This is a genomic window from Pseudomonas sp. NFACC10-1 (genome assembly GCF_900119195.1).
GTDB classification, from domain to species: domain Bacteria; phylum Pseudomonadota; class Gammaproteobacteria; order Pseudomonadales; family Pseudomonadaceae; genus Aquipseudomonas; species Aquipseudomonas cerasi.
In genome coordinates this window covers 122,836-139,480 of sequence record NZ_FPJB01000007.1, presented here as the reverse complement: position 1 = coordinate 139,480, position 16,645 = coordinate 122,836, and the positions used below count along the sequence as shown (strand labels likewise).

Here is a 16,645-nt window from a genome sequence, read left to right as displayed (position 1 = left end):
TCGCATTATGAGCACTGACGGTGCTTCAAATAGAAATCGCCTGTTGCCGACCCTGCTCGGGCTGGTGATCCTGTTGATGGGGCTGGCCTTGCTGGTCGGTGGTGCCCGACTGCTGCAACTGGATGGCTCGTTGTATTACCTGTTGGCCGGTATCGGCTTCGCCGTGACCGGCGTGTTGCTGATCACCGGACGTGCGGCTGCGCTGGGCCTTTATGCACTGCTGCTGTTCGCGAGCACTGTATGGTCGTTGTGGGAAGTCGGCCTCGATTGGTGGCAACTGGTGCCACGCCTGGCGCTGTGGTTCGCACTGGGTATCGTATTGCTGCTGCCATGGTTCCGCAGACCGTTGCTGCGCAACGGTCCGGCACGCATGGGCACCGGTGCATTGAGCATCGCTGTGGTGCTGGCCGGCCTGACCGCGCTGGCGAGCCAGTTCACCAACCCGGGCCGTATCGAAGGCCAGCTGGACCGCGAGACGGCTGGCACGACCAACACCGCCCCAGCCATGCCTGACGGCGACTGGCAGTCCTACGGCCGCACCGCCTTCGGTGACCGTTACTCGCCGCTGGCGCAGATCACGCCGGAAAACGTCAACAAGCTGGAGCCGGCCTGGACCTATCGCACGGGTGACATTCCGGGGCCGAACGATCCGGGGGAAACGACTGCCGAGAACACCCCACTCAAGGTCAACGGCATGCTTTATGTGTGCACGCCGCACAGCCAGGTGATCGCGCTTGACCCGGATTCGGGCAAGGAAATCTGGCGCTTCGATCCGAAGCTCAGCACTCAGAACGCTGCCAACTTCAAGGGCTGGGCGCACATGACCTGCCGTGGCGTCACCTATCATGACGACGCTGCCTACGCCGCCAGCGCCCCGGCGCAAAGCCCGACGGTCCCGGCTGCTGACGGCACGGCCACTGCCAGTGCTGCCTGCCCGCGCAGAATCTTCCTGCCGACTGCCGACACCCGTCTGATCGCGCTGAACGCCGATACTGGCAAGATGTGTGAAGACTTCGGCAACAAGGGTTCGGTTGACCTGACCGCCAACATGGGCACCTTCGCTCCGGGCGGCTACTACTCCACGTCGCCACCCGCGGTCACCAAGGACCTGGTGATTATCGGTGGCCACGTCACTGACAACGTCTCCATGGACGAGCCGTCCGGCGTGATCCGCGCCTATGACGTGCACACCGGCCGTCTGGTGTGGAACTGGGACAGCGGCAATCCGGAAGAAACTGCACCGATTGCCGAAGGCAAGATCTACACCCGCAACTCGCCGAACATGTGGTCCATGTTCAGCGTCGATGAAAAGCTCGGCATGATCTACCTGCCGATGGGTAACCAGACCCCTGACCAGTGGGGCGGCGACCGTACGCCAGAGTCCGAGAAGTACAGCGCGGGCCTGGTTGCACTGGACATCGCTACCGGCCGCGTGCGCTGGGACTACCAGTTCACTCACCATGACCTGTGGGACATGGACGTGGGCGGTCAGCCGACGCTGCTGGACATGAAAACCGCTGACGGCGTCAAACCCGCAGTGCTGGCGTCGACCAAGCAGGGCAGCATCTACGTGCTGGATCGCAGCACCGGCAAACCGATCGTGCCGATCAATGAAGTGCCGGTCCCGCAAGGCGCTGTCGCGGGCGATCACACCTCGCCGACCCAGCCCAAGTCCGACCTGAACTTCATGCCGCCGCCGCTCAAGGAGCGCGACATGTGGGGCGTGACGCCGTTTGACCAGATGATGTGCCGGATCGACTTCAAGTCGCTGCGCTACGATGGTCCGTTCACGCCACCGTCGTTGCAGGGTTCGATCGTTTATCCGGGTAACTTCGGCGTGTTCGACTGGGGCGGTATTTCCGTCGACCCGGTGCGTCAGATCGCCTTCGTCAATCCTAACTACATGGCTTTCCGTTCGAAGCTGGTACCGTCTGCCGAAGTTGAAGGCGGCCCGGGCCGCAAGAGCGAAACCGAAGGCGTACAGCCGAACAAGGGCGCGCCTTATGGTGTGATCCTGGAAGCACTGCTGTCGCCGATGGGCCTGCCTTGCCAGGCACCCGCGTGGGGTTATGTGGCGGCGGTCGACCTGACCAACCACAAGACCATCTGGATGCACAAGAACGGTACCGTGCGCGACAGCTCGCCGATCCCGCTCCCGCTGACCATGGGCGTTCCAAGCCTGGGTGGTACGTTCACCACCGCCAGCGGCCTGGCGTTCATGAGCGCTACGCTTGACCAGTACCTGCGTGCTTATGACGTGCGTAACGGCAAGCAGTTGTGGGAAGCCCGCCTGCCCGCAGGTGCGCAAACCACGCCGATGACCTACACCGGCAAGGACGGTCAGCAATACGTGCTGGTCGTTGCGGGCGGTCACGGCTCACTGGGCACCAAACAGGGTGACTACGTGATGGCGTTCAAACTGCCGAAGTGATGCGTTGCTGAGGTCAATGAACGGCGGCTACCGAGAGGTAGCCGCTTTTTTTTGTCGCCACTGAAGCCGGATCCCGGTTGATCCAGCTACCGGGCAGGGTTGCGGCAGACGACTATCGCTCCTCACGCTCCAGCGTGGGAATGCCGTTCTGGACGCTATGCGTCCTCTCTCCAGTGCGACTGACTAGCGTGCCTTGGCGCTGCTTTTGTCACTGGCGCGCAGGATGTCGCTCCAGCGGCGGACCAGGTAGTTGTGCTCGTTCATGACCGAATTCCACACGGCAATATGGCCCATGCGTTCTTCGTAGGAGCCGCCGTCGCGGACTTCTCCGGCGTCGATGAGCGGCAAGCCGTCGCTGCCGAGCAGTTGTTCGCGCGCAGGCAGGCCGGCGTACCAGTAATCCCATTCGGCAGCGCTGAGGTGATCGCGGCTGCGTGCCGGATTGCCGATGTAGTAGCCCTGCCGCGCCATCACTGCGCCGGGCCAGCCCGACAACCACCAGTTGAGATACGCGTACGCCGCATCCAGCACCGGCCCCTTGGCGTGGCGTGACAGGGAAAGCCCGCCAAACCAGCCGCGATAACCTTCTTTGGGCACCGCCACACGGTACTTGACCCCCGCACGGTGCAGCCTGACCAGGGTCGGTGACCAGAGGCTCTGAATGTCGATGTTCGGGCTGAGCATCAGTTCGGCGGCTTCTTCGTCGCCTGACCAGAACGCACCAAAATGCCCTTGCTGCTGTTTGCGCACCAGCACATCAGCGAGCCGATCGATTTCTTCGATGCTCATGTTGCCGATGTCCTTGAAGCTCGCCAGCCCCGCCCCCTGCACCGCCAGCGCGGCATCCAATGCGCCGATGGCCGCGTCACTCTGCAAGGCGATGCGCCCGCCCCACACCGGGTCGAGCAGCCAGCCCCAGCTTTCGTCCGCAGAGCTCAAGCCCTCCGGCAAGCGCTCGGGACGATAGGCGAAGCTGTCGGCGTTGTGGGTCAGCGGCAACATGCTGATGCGCTCGGTCACCGCGCTGCCAAGACTGCCGTCGTGCTGCACGAACAAACGCTCGCTGGGCACACTGCCGCTGCCTGGCTGGTCGGTAGGCCGCAGACGGCCCTGCTTGGGCAAGTCGTTGATTTCGTGCCACAGCGCGATGCGCCGCGTGTCGATGGGTTGAATCGCCCGGGCAGGCCAGACGAAATCCACGTTATGAAACCACTGGTCGTAGAGGTCGTAGCTGTCTGGTTGCATGACCGCGATGCGTTGCGCGGTTTGCACGTCATGAATCTGGTAGATCAGTTTGATCCCCAGTTCCTGCTCGGCCCGCTCACGCAAAGACTCCAGCAGGGTCACGGAGGTGCCCAGCACGCGCAAGGTGATGGTCATGCTGCCGACTCGTTGAGCGGTGGCGCGAAACTGCCAGAGAAGACGTCGAACGAACGACGCAGCAGATCGGGATCGAGACCGCGCAGGATGAACACCAGCCGCGAGGTGCGATCCTCGCCCGGCCAGGCGGCAAGATGCACCGGCGCATGCAGGCAATGCTGCACACCATGAATCACGATGGGAGCCTGATTGTCGTTCACGTTGAGCAGCCCTTTGACGCGGAGGATTCGTTCACCGTGGCATCTTAACAGCATCGACAGCCACACCCCGAAGCCGACCCAGTCCAGAGGGCGCTCGAACGTCAGGCAACAGACCTGCGCATCACCATGCCGCGCGGAAGTCGACAGCACCCGATGCAGTTGCCAGCGGGTCACTTCAGCGGCCGGTTCGTCGCTGCGCATGCCCTCGCCCAGCAGCAACTGATCGCCGCTGTGGACCTCCGCCGTATCAAGCAATGGCGCAGAAAAATTCAGCGCTTGCAGATGCTCGCGCAGGCCATCCAGTACCGACTCATCGACCAGATCGGTTTTGCTCAACAGCAGACGATCCGCCGCCGCGACCTGCGCCAGCCATTCCGGATGCAGACGCTCTTGCAGCGTCGCGTGACAAGCGTCCACCAGCGTGACAATCAGACCGATGTGAAAACGCCCGCGCAATTGCGGGTCGTTGCTCAGCGTGGTGAGAATCGGGGCCGGATCGGCCAGGCCGGTGGTCTCCAGAATCACCCGGCGAAATGCAGGAATTTCACCTCGATTACGCCGCTCCAGCAGACCGAGCAGCGCGTCTTTCAATTCACCGCGGACGGTGCAGCAGACACAGCCGCTGGGCAACAGCACGGTATCCGGTGCGACCTCTTCAACCAGCAGATGATCGATACCCACATCGCCGAATTCGTTGATCAGCAGCGCGGTGTCACCCATGTTTTCATCGGCCAGCAGGCGTTTGAGCAACGTGGTCTTGCCGCTGCCGAGGAAGCCGGTAATCACGTTCAGGGCAATACTCATGATGACCTCTGCAGATGATCGAGCAGACGTGAATCAAGCGGGTCCAGCGGCCGGCCGATCAGCAACTCGGCTTTCTGCCAGAGCTGTTCCAGCCCGGTCGCCAGTTCCTGCTTGCCGGTGGCCCCGAGCAGGAGATAGGAAACGCCTTGAAAATCTTCGACCTTCAGGCGAAACGGCGCGACCACCTTGTTGATTGCAGCAATACGCCGCAAGCGCTCACGCCGCCGGGGCAGTTCTGCAGCCAGCGGATCGCTCCAGTGCACGTCTTCACCCAATAGCCCGCACAATCCACACATCAGGTGTTCTCCAGCTGTTTGCTCATGGCATGACGTCGCCGGAATTGGGGCCCAGGGTCTGACCGACGAACAGATTGCCACCTGGCTCGCTGGCCAGCAGCACCGCCACCGGGGCGACCTCCTCGGCCAGACCGAAGCGGCCCAATGGCAACTCGGCGGCCTTGGCGGTTTTCCAGGCGCTGCTGATCCCGGCGACCAGTGGGGTTTCGATAGGGCCGGGTGCAATGGCGTTGACCAGCACGTTGTCCTTGGCGACTTCCAGCGCCAGGGATTTGCTGAAACCGATCACCCCGGCCTTGGCGGCGGCGTAATGGGTCAGTTCGGCACCGCCCTTGATGCCCAGTTGCGAAGCAACATTGATGATGCGCCCCCAGCGCTGGGCAATCATGTGCGGCAATGCACGCTGACTGGCCACAAAGACGCTGGTCAGGTCGATGCGCAGCATGTCGTTCCACATATCGAGGGTCAGGTCGACGCAACGCGCCTGGGTCAGCATGCCCGCGTTGTTGACCAGAATGTCGATACCTCCGAACTGCTCGACACAGGCATCGACGCTGGCTTGCGCGCCGTCGGTGCTGCCGACATCGGCCACGCACTCCTGAACCTGAGCGCCCAGCTGACGGCACTCTGCAGCGATCTTCGCCAGGCTGTGGGCGTCTCGATCGCCCAGCACCAGACGCGCGCCTTCAGCCGCATAGGCGCGAGCGATGGCTGCGCCGATGCCACTGCCTGCTCCGGTGATCACTGCCCGCTTTTGTTTGAGTTGCTGCATGGGTCGGGTTCCTCGGTTGGTTTGGGGATCACTGCGTATTGCTCGCGAACGCTCAGTCACTGACACGCCATTCCCAGCGTCTGTACTGAACGCTTCGCGAGCAGGCTCGCTGCCGATCCGAATCGCTCTACTCGGGCCAGCGCACGGTCAGGCCACCGTCGATCACGATGCTTTGCCCGGTCAGGTAACTGGCTTCATCGCTGCATAGAAAACGCACCAGCGCAGCGACTTCATCCGCTCTACCGACACGGCCCAGCGGGATGACTTTGGCCGCCTGCGCCAGACCTTCCGGCCCCAGCGAGTTCTTGCTGTCCAGCGATTGCGGCGTCTCGATCAAGCCGGGAATCACCGCGTTGCAACGGATGCCCTTCGGGGCGAGCTCCACCGCCAGTGACCGGCACAGCCCTGGCACGCCGGCCTTGGCCGCTGCGTAATGGGCATGGTCCTGCCAGCCATACACACCACCGGCAATCGAGGAAATCGCCACCAGCGCCCCGCCCTCACCCATGTGCCGGACGGCGGCGCGGAAGGTACGCATCACGCCGGTCAGGTCCACGTCGAGCATCTCGTTCCAGCGCTCGTCGGTCATTTCCAGCAACGGCGCGCGGCGCAACAGCCCGGCATTGGCGACCGCATAGTCGATGCGGCCAAACGCCTTGACTGCCTGCGCGGCCAGATCATCGACCGATTCGGTGAAGGTCACATCCAGCGGCAGCATCAGGCATTCGCCGCCCGCCTCCGCCACCAGCCTGCGGGTTTCGTCCGGATCATGCGGGTCAGCCGGATAGAACCCGCCTGCCACCGCCACACCCTGGCGGGCAAACGCCACTGCCAGCGCCTGACCGATGCCGCTGGCGGCACCGGTTATCACTGCAACTTTACGCATCATGTGCTGCTCCTCATTTCACCGTTTCAGGTCGCACGTGTTTAGCGGCGAACATCAGTGCACCCGACAGGAAGCAAGGCACTGCGCCGAAGTACAACGCCGAGGTCTGCCAGTCGCCGCCTGCGCTCAGTACCGATGTGGCGCCGAAGCCTGCGACCACAGCACCGAGCGGGCCCATGGCATGGATGATTGCGCCACCCGTGGCACGAATGCTGGTCGGGAAGCTTTCGCTGATGAAGAACAAGGCCGCCGAGTACGGGCCGATCAGGAAGAACAGCCCCAGGCTGTACAAGCCGACCACCGTCACCATGTTGCTTGGCCCGTAAAGCATGCCGGCAAACGCCAGGCCGCCGAGCATCCAGCCAAGGCCGATGACATTGCGGCGACCGATCCGGTCACCCATCCAGCCGTGACACAGGTAGCCGCAATAGCCCACCAGGTTGGACAGCACCAGAATGATCAGCGAGTTCTCGAACGAGATGTGGTGGACGCTGACGATCACCGTCGTACCCAGCACACTGAATACCTGAATGGCCGCCCAGTTGAGCAGGATCGCAGCACCGATCACCAGGGTCGCGCGGCGCGAAGAACCGCGAAAGGCCGCGCCGATACCGGCCTTGCTGTGCTCTTCGTAATCCACCCCGTAGGTCTGCGCCACGGCCTGCGCCTGACTGAGGTCGCCCTTCTTGCGCAATTGGGTGATGCGTTGATGGATCTGAAACTGCGGGCTTTCCTTGAGCTTGCGCGCCAGGATAGCGATGACGATGGCCGGAATAGCCGCAAACACGAAGCAACCCTGCCAGCCGATGACCGGCAACAGCACCGCCGTCAGACCAGCAGCGATCAGCGCACCGACCGGCCAGCCGCCCTGCACCAGGCTGTAGATAAAGCCACGGCGCTTGGTGAGTCGCGGGTCGTCGGATGCGGCGTAGATCTCGCTCAGATAGGTCGCGTTGACCGTTTCCTCTGCATAACCCAGACCGCCCAGCGAACGAATGAGGATCAGGGGCGACTTGCCCCATGCTCCGCCGATGGCCGTGAGCGCCGAGCAGATCGCCGAGCCACTCACGGTGAAAATGATACCCACGCGCCGTCCCAGGCGATCTACCAGCGGGCCGATGGCCAGAGCCACCACCGCGGTGCCGACCGCGACCCAGGTCGCGATTTCGGCCTGTTCGACCTCACTCCAGCTGAAATGCCGACCGATTTCCGGTAACAGCGTGCCAAACAGAATGAAGTCATATACCGCAAACACCCACGCGAAAAACGCAATCCATGTGGCGAACCGTACTTGCTCCGGAGTCAGTTGCTCAGGTTTCCAGCCGGTCAGGTCGAGCTTATTGTAAATGGACATGAGTGACGCCTCGGACAGGGCAATGAATCAGCGGGTACGGGGATTGCGACGCACGAAGTCGTCGGCAATCTCGTCGAAAGTGACGAACTTGACGCCAGCATGGCTCTGAATGTGCTCGATCAAGCGCTCCAGCATCAGCAGCACTTGCGGGCGACCAGACACGTCCGGGTGAATGGTCATGGTGAATACAGCATGTTCGTGTTCGCGATAGACCCAGTCGAACTGGTCGCGCCACATTTCTTCCAGGTGCCGAGGGTTGACGAAACCGTGGCTGTTCGGTGCCTTCTTGATGAACATCATTGGCGGCAGATCGTCCAGGTACCAGTTGGCCGGAATTTCCACCAGATCGGTTTCTTCGCCACGTACCAGCGGCTTCATCCAGGTATCCGGATGCTGGCTGTAATCGATTTTGGTCCACTTGTCGCCCACCCGAACGTAGTAAGGGTGGAAGTCGTTGTGCATCAGGCTGTGGTCGTACTTGATGCCTTTCTTGAGCAGCAGCTCGTTGGTGACGTTGCTGAACTCCCACCATGGCGCGACATAGCCGGTCGGGCGTTTGCCGGTCATTTGCGTGATCAGGTCGATGGACTTGTCGAGGACGATCTCCTCTTGCTCCGGGGTCATCGCAATCGGGTTTTCATGGCTGTAACCATGCACACCGATTTCATGCCCGGCATCCGCCACGGCTTTCATCTGCTCGGGGAAGGTCTCCATGGAGTGCCCCGGAATGAACCAGGTGGTGCGCAGACCGTAACGCTCGAACAGCTTGAGCAGACGCGGAGCGCCGACTTCACCGGCGAACAGGCCGCGGGAAATGTCGTCCGGCGAATCCTCGCCGCCATAGGAGCCCAGCCAGCCAGCAACGGCATCCACATCCACACCAAACGCACACAGAATTTCTTTGGCCATCGTTGTTCTCCCACGGGTTAATCAGATCGGCTTCGCGCTGTACGGCACGCGGGCCGGTTTGCACTGCAAAACGTATTCAAGGGGCTGCGATCAATGACTCCACGGTCAGCGCCGCACGCAGCAGCCGTGCGTCTTCGCCTGCCGGTGCGCTGAGCAACAGCCCGGTGGGCAAGCCCGAGGCATCGCGGCCGCTGGGCAGTGACACGCCGGGCATGTTCAGCAGGCTGCCGGGCATGGTCAGGCGCAGCGTGGCGAGGTTGGTTTGAACGAACAGGTCGTCGTCCTTCAGCAGCGGTGCGAGCGGCGGCGCCACATGGGCCACGGTCGGAGTAATCAGCAGCGCGCCGTCCAGTTCGAGGGTCAACTGCTCCTGCAACCGCTCGCGCGCAGCGTACAGATTGACCAGCAGGCTGGCCGGCATGGAACGGGCTGCCTCCAGGCGCTTGCGAACCCTGGGATCAAGCTGGCTGGCGGCGTCGCTGTCGAGCAACGCCTGATGCAGCGCGAACGCCTCGGCTGCACCAAGCCAGCCCTGTTGCTGGGTTAACAGCAACGTGGCCTGAAATGCCTGGCAAGGCTTTACCTCGATCAGCGCACCGCTTGCGCGCAAGGCTTCAACAGCACGCAACAGGTTGTCGCGAACGGCCGGCGTGACGCGTTCGTCTTCCAGCACCGCCTGATCGAGCAGGAAACGTTGACCGGCCAGGCTGCGTGGTATCAACGATGAAGGTTTGCTGCGCGCACAGAGCAGATCGTCGATCACCAGAGCGTCGCGCACACTGCGGGTCAGTGGCCCGACGCTGTCCAGCGTCAGCGCCAGCGGGAAAACGCCGTCGCGGCTATAGCGGCGACTGGTGCTGCGAAACCCCACCAGACCGTTGAGCGCTGCCGGCACACGAATAGAACCGGCGGTATCGGTGCCCATGGCGATCGGTACGGTTCCGTTGGCGACGGCGACTGCCGAACCCGAAGACGAACCGCCAGGAATACGTGGCGAGCCGTCGCTGTTGGGGTTGATCGGCGTACCGAAATGCGGGTTCAGGCCCAGCCCTGAATAAGCGAATTCACTGAGATTGGTCTTGCCCAGGCTGACCATCCCGGACCGTGCCAGCAGCCCGACACTCGGCGCATCCAGCAGCGCGGGGGACAGGTTGTTGCGCACCGCGGCACCGGCGGTTGTGACGCTGCCTGCCACGTCGAAAAGATCCTTCCAGGCGATGGGCACGCCGTCGAAGGGGCTCAATGGCTGCCCTTGCTGCCAGCGGGCCGCAGAGGCTTCGGCTTCCCTGCGTGCCCGTTCGATACTCATGGAAATGAACACATGATCGGCGCGTGCCGCCTGTTGCAGGGCCTTGTCCAGAGCCTGCACAGGGTCACTGCGCCCCTGGGCAAAATCCTCGGCCAGTGCGCAGGCATCACCGGTAACGCTGTGACTCCCGGTATCGGTCATGGACATCACACCTTTAAAAATGTACTTATTAATAAAATGTACATTTAACAAAGGCAGGTTCCATGCCAATCTGCATGTCGCGACGCCCTGACCCGATCGAGCTGACGACCCTTTCGTGCTGGAAACACCGTACTAGAAACCTTTTTGCAAAGGCATCAATCAGTTGCGATAAGGCGTCGTGGGCGAACAGGATCGTCATAAAGAAATAATGTATCTTTTACAAAAGATACATTTCAGTGCAAAAAAGTAACGGTGGCCCCATGAGCGAGCATAAGGACGTGTGCCAAGGTGACAACAGCGCTTCTGTGCGAGAATCGTCCGTCAACCGCCAGAAGTGTATGAAACCGATGTCAGAAGAGGACCCGCGCACCGCGTCGCGCTACGCCATGATCCGCGAGGTGTTGCGTAACGCCATCGTCTCGGGCGCGGCCGCCAATGGACTGGTGCTGCTTGAAGCACCGCTGGCAGAACTGTTCGGCACCAGCCGGGTGCCGGTGCGCAAGGCGCTCAACCTGCTGCATGAAGAAGGCTTGATCAGCCGCTTCGACGGCCGGGGTTATCTGGTCAATCCTGACGCGCAGGAAGTCGAGCCGCTGCGTCTGAGCCTGAGCCACAAGCAGTTCGGGCTGGACAGCAGCGAAGAACTGGTCGATACCCGCCCGCTCGGCGAACGTATTCACGATGAGATCGGTGCGGCACTGTCGGCCTGTATCGCCTTTGGTCACTACCGGCTGGATGAACAAAGCGCCGCGCAGCATTACGGAGTGAGCCGCGCAGTGGTTCGTGAGGCGCTGATGCGTCTGCGGGATCGCGGCCTGGTGGAAAAAGAGCCTTACTCGCAATGGCTGGCGGGGCCGTTGACGGCCCGGGAAATCACCGAAGACTACGAATTGCGCGCCTGCCTCGAGCCCGAAGCCTTGCGCCAGACGGCGCCGCAGCTGAGCCGCGAAACCCTGGAGGCAATGCTGGCCAGGGTCATCGAGGCGCAAAACGTCGAACAGTGCAGCCTTGAGGAGATCGAGCGCCTTGAGGACGACCTGCATCAGCAATGCCTGGGCGGTCTGCAAAACCGCAAGATCGCCATGCTGATCAGCCAGGCGCAGAGCCCGATGATTATCAACCGGATTTTCTACCGCCTGCTGAGCATTGGCGCCGATGAAGCGATGCTCGCCGAACACCGGCTGATCATTGAATTGCTGCTGCACGGCGCCTTCGACGCCGCCGCACTGAACCTCAAGGAACACCTGTTACGCGCCCGCCAGCGCATGCTGCAACGCCTGAAAGTGTTGTCGGTATTGCCGGAGCAGGAAGTGCCGGGGTATCTGACGCGGTTGAGTTGAGATGGGGCAAAGTTGGAGTTAACGCGACAGAGACTATCGTTACCACGCTCCAGCGTGGCAACGCAGTTCTGGACGCTCTGTGTCCGATCCTGAACACGCAGCGCGGCGTCGATTTGTGACGCGGAGCGTCACGAACGGCATGCCAACGCGGAGCATTGGCACGATAGTGTTCTCGCGCAAGTGCCCTCCCTGAAGATTATCGTTCCGTACGCTCCAGCGTGGCAACGCAGTTCTGGACGCTCTGTGTCCGATCCTGAACACGCGGCGCGGCGTCGATTTGTGACGCGGAGCGTCACGAACGGCATGCCAACGCGGAGCATTGGCACGATAGTGTTCTCGCGCAAGTGCTCTCCCTGAAGATTATCGCTCCGCACGCTCCAGCGTGGGAATGCTGTTCTGGACGCTCTGCGTCCGATCTTGGACGGGGAGCATTGGCACGATAGTCAGTGTGTGTTTCAGGGCTACCCATCACTTGCCGATCACTTCGCCGCGCATCGGTGCCAGCCGGGCGATGAGGCGGTTTTGTACGGGGACCGGGACCTTTTCGGTGTCCATCGCGGCGATCAGGTCTTCGACCAGCGCGTTGAAATCGCTGGGCGTCAGGTGCTGGCCCTTGTGCGCCTCGGCCATGCTGTCGCCGGTATAGCGACACGGGCCGCCGGACTCGACGCAGAGTTGCTCGACCAGTTTGTCGCGCAGACGCACGATGTCGACTTTCTTGAAATGCTCGACGATCCGCTCATCCCTGGCCACGTTTATCAGCATACCTTCGACGATGCGCTGGATACCGGCACGCTGGCCAAGGTCCTGGTAGAGGCTGTCATCCTTGGGTGGCTGTTGCTGCTGCGCGCAACCGGCCAGTAGCGTCAGCATCATGGCTATCAGCATACGCCTCATCAGAAACTCCCCTGCACAGACAGATAGGTGCCGTTCTGGTTGTCCAGCGTGGCGATTTCGCCCAAACGGGCGTAAGCCAGGACCACGGACACGTGCTTGTTGGGGAAATAGCCGAGAAACACATCGGCCCAGTCACTTTCGCCCGCAAACGACAGGTTGTCTGGCTTCTCGCGATATTCGACACCGAGTGCCCAGCGCGGATTGAACAGCACGGCTACCGAGCTCTCCTTGAGCAGGCTGCGGCTGTCGCGCCGATCGCCGCCGAATCCCAACAGTCCGGTTTCGTTGGCGCGGCTGTAACGCACGCCGCCGTTTACCACAACGTTGTAGCCGAACGCCGCGCCCATGAACAAGCGGCTGGCCGTCAGGTAGCCTTCGACATCCGAGTCACGTCGGGCGCCGACCAGGCTGGGAATCAGGAAATCGTTCTGATGCTTGTACTGCACCCCCAGAGAAACCTGCGGCAGGCTTTCGTAGATCAGGTCGCCGAAGAGCCGCACCTTGACGCCGAACACGTCCTGACTGAGGTTATCGTCCGGCAGGCTGAGCCTGTGCTGCAGGTTGCTGATATCGAAACGCTGATGCGCGTAGGAAAACTCCACGCGGTTGCCATAGGCGACCGCCAGGCCTGCCACATCAAGGTTGTAGTCCGGCAGATCCACATGCGTGGCGAAGGCGGTAGCGCCCCACTCGCCTTGCTCGCTGTAGCCGGTAATCACCGCCCACGGGGTTATGCCGCCGCCGGCGCTGCCTTCAATGCTGGTAGCGCCACCCGTGGCGATCAACCGGCCGTTGTCGCCCAGGGCGGGCGTCGAAGCAACCCCCGCCATACCCACCAGCAAAGACCCCAACAGCAGCGATGTTTTGTGCAACATGGATTAATTCACCATAAGACCGGGTGAGGCCTGATACGTGGCAATCCATGCCTCGAACGCCGACGCGGTCAGCGGTCGACTGATCAGGTAACCCTGGGCCGTATCGCAGTGCCAACGCCGGAGCAGGTCTAGGCTGTGTTGATACTCGACACCTTCTGCCACCACCTTCAGTCCGAGGTTGTGGCTCATTTCAATGGTCGACCGCACGATTACTGCGTCTTCACTGGTTTCATCCAGATTGCGCACGAAAGACTGGTCGATTTTCAGCTCCTGCACGGGCAGACGTTTCAAGTGAGCCAATGACGAGTAGCCAGTACCGAAATCGTCGACTGACAGACTGATGCCGCAATCACGCAGGCGATGCAGGACGATCAGTGCTTTTTCCGGTTCGCTCATGACTGCGCTTTCGGTGATCTCGAATACCAGTTGTTCGGCAGGCAGAGCGTATTGCTTGAGCAATTTCATGACATAACCGACCAGATCATCACCCAGCAGGTCATCAGCGGAAATGTTCACCGACACCTGCAGGACCAGACCGCGCTGACGCCATTCGGCCAGTTGGCGAATCGCCTCTTCGATCACCCAGTTGGTCAGCAGGTAAATGCTCCCGGTACGCTCGGCGAGGACGATGAATTCGGCAGGCGAGACATTGCCGAACTGCGGATGAGCCCAGCGCAACAGCGCTTCGGCCTGACGCACATAGCCCTGACGGATATCCAGCTTGGGCTGGTAATGCAGCGTGAATTCGCCATTTTGCGCGGCCTTGCGCAGGTCACGAATCAGCGTGATCTGCCGCTGGTGGGCCAGATCACGTCCATCCTGATAAATCTGCAGGCGACCAGGAATGAACGCGGCGTCCTTGCGGGCAATTGCCGCACGGTTGAGCAATTCCTGGGCGGAATCACCGTGTTCCGGATACACCGTGATGCCAATGCAGCACTCAAGCTCCAGCTCGTGATTGTCGATACGCTGCGGCTCACTGAGCAGACGCTGTAGGGCGTCTGCCATGCCCACTGCACCCGCGCTGGACGTGTTGTCCAGCAACAGCAGAAACTCGTTGGTCCCCAGACGTGCCACGGTATCGCCGGCACGCAGATTACCTTGCAGGCGCTGGCCCACATGGCGCAACAACTGCTCCACGCCTTCAACGCTCACGCTTTCGCCGATCGTGGCGAGGTTTTCGATACTCAGAGACAACAGAGCCAACGCACGTTCTGCAGCAATCGAGCTACCCAGACGCTCCATCACCAGCGCCCGGTTGGGCAGCCCGGTCAGATTGTCGTGCAGCGCGTTGTGCGCCAATTGCCCCTCGCGCACCGCGATGCCCTGCTGCATGGTGTTGATCGCTTCGGCGAGCATGCCCAGCTCATCGCTGCGAACCAGGGTGACCGGCGTTTTATAGTCGCCATCACCAATACGTTTGGCCGCCGTGGCCAGGGCCTGTACCGGTAGCGACACGCTTCGCGCCAGTGCCAGTGTGCCGATCAGCGACGCCACCAAAGCGGCCATGGAAATCCAGAAGATCTTCTCATTCAGCGGCGCGAATGCCTGATAGGCCTTGTCCAGAGGGCTCTGTAATAGCGCGATAACCTGCCCGTCGCCGCCAATACTGGTGTTGGCGAGCATCAGGGTCTGGCTGAGAAAGTTAAGGTTCGATTGCTCGGTAAGCAGCATCTGGCCTTCCGAGGAGCTGCGCATCAGCTCAATCAGGCCCGCGTGCAGGGCCTCTGGCTGGGTACTGATCAGTTCACCGTTCTTACCGTCTTCTACGGTGAGAAAAGACACTTCCAGACCGCTGAGCGAACGCAGTTCTTCGGCAATACCGCTGTCGATGGTAAAGCCCATGACCACGCGGCCGATCGGCAATGGCGCGAGAACGGTGCTCTCCACCAGCAAATGAGGGTCTCCGCCGCCGGGCACAATGAGCACTGACTGACCGGCACGTTTGGCATTGCGCAGGGCTTGGTCATAGACAAACCTGGAACCTTCGGGGACTTTCGGCACGGTGCTGGCAATCACTACGCCATCCATGCCCAGCAGAAACATGTCGCTGGCATTGATGCGTTTGCCATGGTTGAGCAACACCGAGCGAATGGTCGAGGCGTCGGAACTGGCCACCGCGTCACGAAAGCCGAAATCTGCTGCCACCAGTTGCACGGTGTCACGCAGACGTTTGCCGCGCAGATCGATCAGACGCTCGAAGACGCGGCTACCCACCTCCAGCTGCGCCTGGGCCTGAGTGCGCACCGCCTCGCCTGTTGCAACCTTGACGGCGAGATAGACCGCACTCACGACAATCAGCAACAGGACAATCAGAACCCCGGCAATGCGCGCCTGAAAGCTGGCTCTAAATTTCATTCATGTGCGGCCTTGTGAAAGGCGTCACCGAAACCGCCGGGTGCGGGCTTGCCGGGTTTGTCATCGGCTTCCGCTTCGACCGCGAGGTTGAAACGCTGAGTGAGGCCTGCTGCCGGCAACTCAAGCTCGCCGCCCGACACAGGCTGCATGTCCGCGATACGCGGATGCCAGAGGGTCGCGGCATAATGCCCGGCCGGAAGCTGATCCAGCTTGAGCTGGCCGTTGCTGTCGGTCACGCCGAACCACGAATCGTCGGTGACGTAGATGTAACCGACCATCCAGTCATGGATGTTGCAGCCCAGTACGACCACGCCAGGCTTGTCGAACAACAGCGGATCCGAGGGTGTGCCCTCGTAAAGCCGCAACTCGAAGCGCTTGGCCGGAGAAAAGGAGTAGACCTGATGGCGGATGTTGTCGCTGTTGGGGAACTTGACCTGAGTGCCGGCGTGGATGGCCAGTACATGTGGCGCAAACTCCTGATCACGCTGGTCCATTGACGCCTTCAACACAACAGGTGAAGGATCGGGCGGCCCTTTGAGCGTTACCACCGCATCTGCAAGGGGCTTGCCTTCCTTGTCCGTTACCTGGGCGGTAAAGCTGGAAGCCGATGCGTTTGCAGCCGATGCTATCCACAGTCCTGCCACTAATGCAGAAATAAATACGTTGGTCATGCCTGATTCAACCCATACCGGC

The 16,645-nt window shown here is 61.5% G+C and carries 14 protein-coding genes; 2 read left to right on the top strand and 12 right to left on the bottom strand.

Features of this window, described 5'->3' with window-relative positions; translation table 11 throughout:
- Window positions 1-7 precede the first annotated feature (7 nt).
- Window positions 8-2,431, top strand: a complete 2,424-nt coding sequence (locus BT119_RS19670; protein ID WP_024662567.1) for a glucose/quinate/shikimate family membrane-bound PQQ-dependent dehydrogenase — start codon at window positions 8-10, stop codon at window positions 2,429-2,431.
- Window positions 2,432-2,614: 183 nt separating this feature from the next.
- Here the strand turns inward: BT119_RS19670 and BT119_RS19665 are convergent, their stop codons facing one another.
- The 8 genes from BT119_RS19665 to BT119_RS19630 all read right to left on the bottom strand — a co-directional run bounded on the left by BT119_RS19665 (window position 2,615) and on the right by BT119_RS19630 (window position 10,482).
- Complete coding sequence (locus BT119_RS19665; protein ID WP_046719058.1) at window positions 2,615-3,811, bottom strand: ABC transporter substrate-binding protein; 1,197 nt, start codon at window positions 3,809-3,811, stop codon at window positions 2,615-2,617.
- Window positions 3,808-4,815, bottom strand: coding sequence for a CobW family GTP-binding protein (locus tag BT119_RS19660; protein ID WP_024662650.1), 1,008 nt, complete (start codon window positions 4,813-4,815; stop codon window positions 3,808-3,810). The genes BT119_RS19665 and BT119_RS19660 overlap by 4 nt, the downstream gene beginning before the upstream one ends.
- Entirely contained in the window at window positions 4,812-5,111 is a 300-nt protein-coding gene (locus tag BT119_RS19655) for a hypothetical protein (RefSeq protein ID WP_003431302.1), read from the bottom strand. The genes BT119_RS19660 and BT119_RS19655 overlap by 4 nt, the downstream gene beginning before the upstream one ends.
- Window positions 5,112-5,133: 22 nt before the next feature.
- Entirely contained in the window at window positions 5,134-5,883 is a 750-nt protein-coding gene (locus tag BT119_RS19650; RefSeq protein ID WP_003363672.1) for an SDR family NAD(P)-dependent oxidoreductase, read from the bottom strand.
- A 127-nt stretch (window positions 5,884-6,010) separates the two neighbouring features.
- Complete coding sequence (locus BT119_RS19645) at window positions 6,011-6,772, bottom strand: SDR family NAD(P)-dependent oxidoreductase (protein ID WP_072366748.1); 762 nt, start codon at window positions 6,770-6,772, stop codon at window positions 6,011-6,013.
- A 10-nt stretch (window positions 6,773-6,782) separates the two neighbouring features.
- Window positions 6,783-8,123, bottom strand: a complete 1,341-nt coding sequence (locus BT119_RS19640) for an MFS transporter (RefSeq protein ID WP_003363677.1) — start codon at window positions 8,121-8,123, stop codon at window positions 6,783-6,785.
- Between the two features lie 27 nt (window positions 8,124-8,150).
- Window positions 8,151-9,032 carry a polysaccharide deacetylase family protein gene (locus BT119_RS19635; RefSeq protein WP_002554892.1) on the bottom strand — a complete coding sequence of 294 codons (882 nt, stop codon included), beginning with the start codon at window positions 9,030-9,032 and terminating at the stop codon, window positions 8,151-8,153.
- Between the two features lie 76 nt (window positions 9,033-9,108).
- Window positions 9,109-10,482 (bottom strand): amidase, encoded by a 1,374-nt coding sequence (locus tag BT119_RS19630; protein WP_054082106.1) that lies wholly within the window; start codon window positions 10,480-10,482, stop codon window positions 9,109-9,111.
- Between the two features lie 347 nt (window positions 10,483-10,829).
- Between BT119_RS19630 and BT119_RS19625 the strand changes: the two genes are divergently transcribed.
- Window positions 10,830-11,822: a GntR family transcriptional regulator gene (locus tag BT119_RS19625; protein WP_371857184.1), complete on the top strand. Its 993-nt coding sequence runs from the start codon at window positions 10,830-10,832 to the stop codon at window positions 11,820-11,822.
- A 468-nt stretch (window positions 11,823-12,290) separates the two neighbouring features.
- On the opposite strand, the gene BT119_RS19615 is transcribed toward BT119_RS19625, so the two are convergent.
- From BT119_RS19615 to BT119_RS19600, 4 genes are read right to left on the bottom strand one after another with little or no spacing between them, the layout of a single operon-like run.
- Window positions 12,291-12,719 (bottom strand): group I truncated hemoglobin, encoded by a 429-nt coding sequence (locus tag BT119_RS19615; protein WP_003363688.1) that lies wholly within the window; start codon window positions 12,717-12,719, stop codon window positions 12,291-12,293.
- The gene (locus BT119_RS19610; RefSeq protein WP_003363690.1) at window positions 12,719-13,594 is read right to left on the bottom strand and encodes a DUF3034 family protein; all 876 of its coding nucleotides are present in this window, start codon (window positions 13,592-13,594) and stop codon (window positions 12,719-12,721) included. The genes BT119_RS19615 and BT119_RS19610 overlap by 1 nt, the downstream gene beginning before the upstream one ends.
- A 3-nt stretch (window positions 13,595-13,597) precedes the next feature.
- On the bottom strand, window positions 13,598-15,952 hold the full coding sequence (locus BT119_RS19605; RefSeq protein ID WP_044308863.1) for a bifunctional diguanylate cyclase/phosphodiesterase: 2,355 nt from the start codon (window positions 15,950-15,952) through the stop codon (window positions 13,598-13,600).
- A complete protein-coding gene (locus BT119_RS19600) occupies window positions 15,949-16,623 on the bottom strand; it encodes a methylamine utilization protein (protein WP_044308864.1) in 675 nt (224 codons plus the stop codon). The genes BT119_RS19605 and BT119_RS19600 overlap by 4 nt, the downstream gene beginning before the upstream one ends.
- Window positions 16,624-16,645 lie beyond the last annotated feature (22 nt).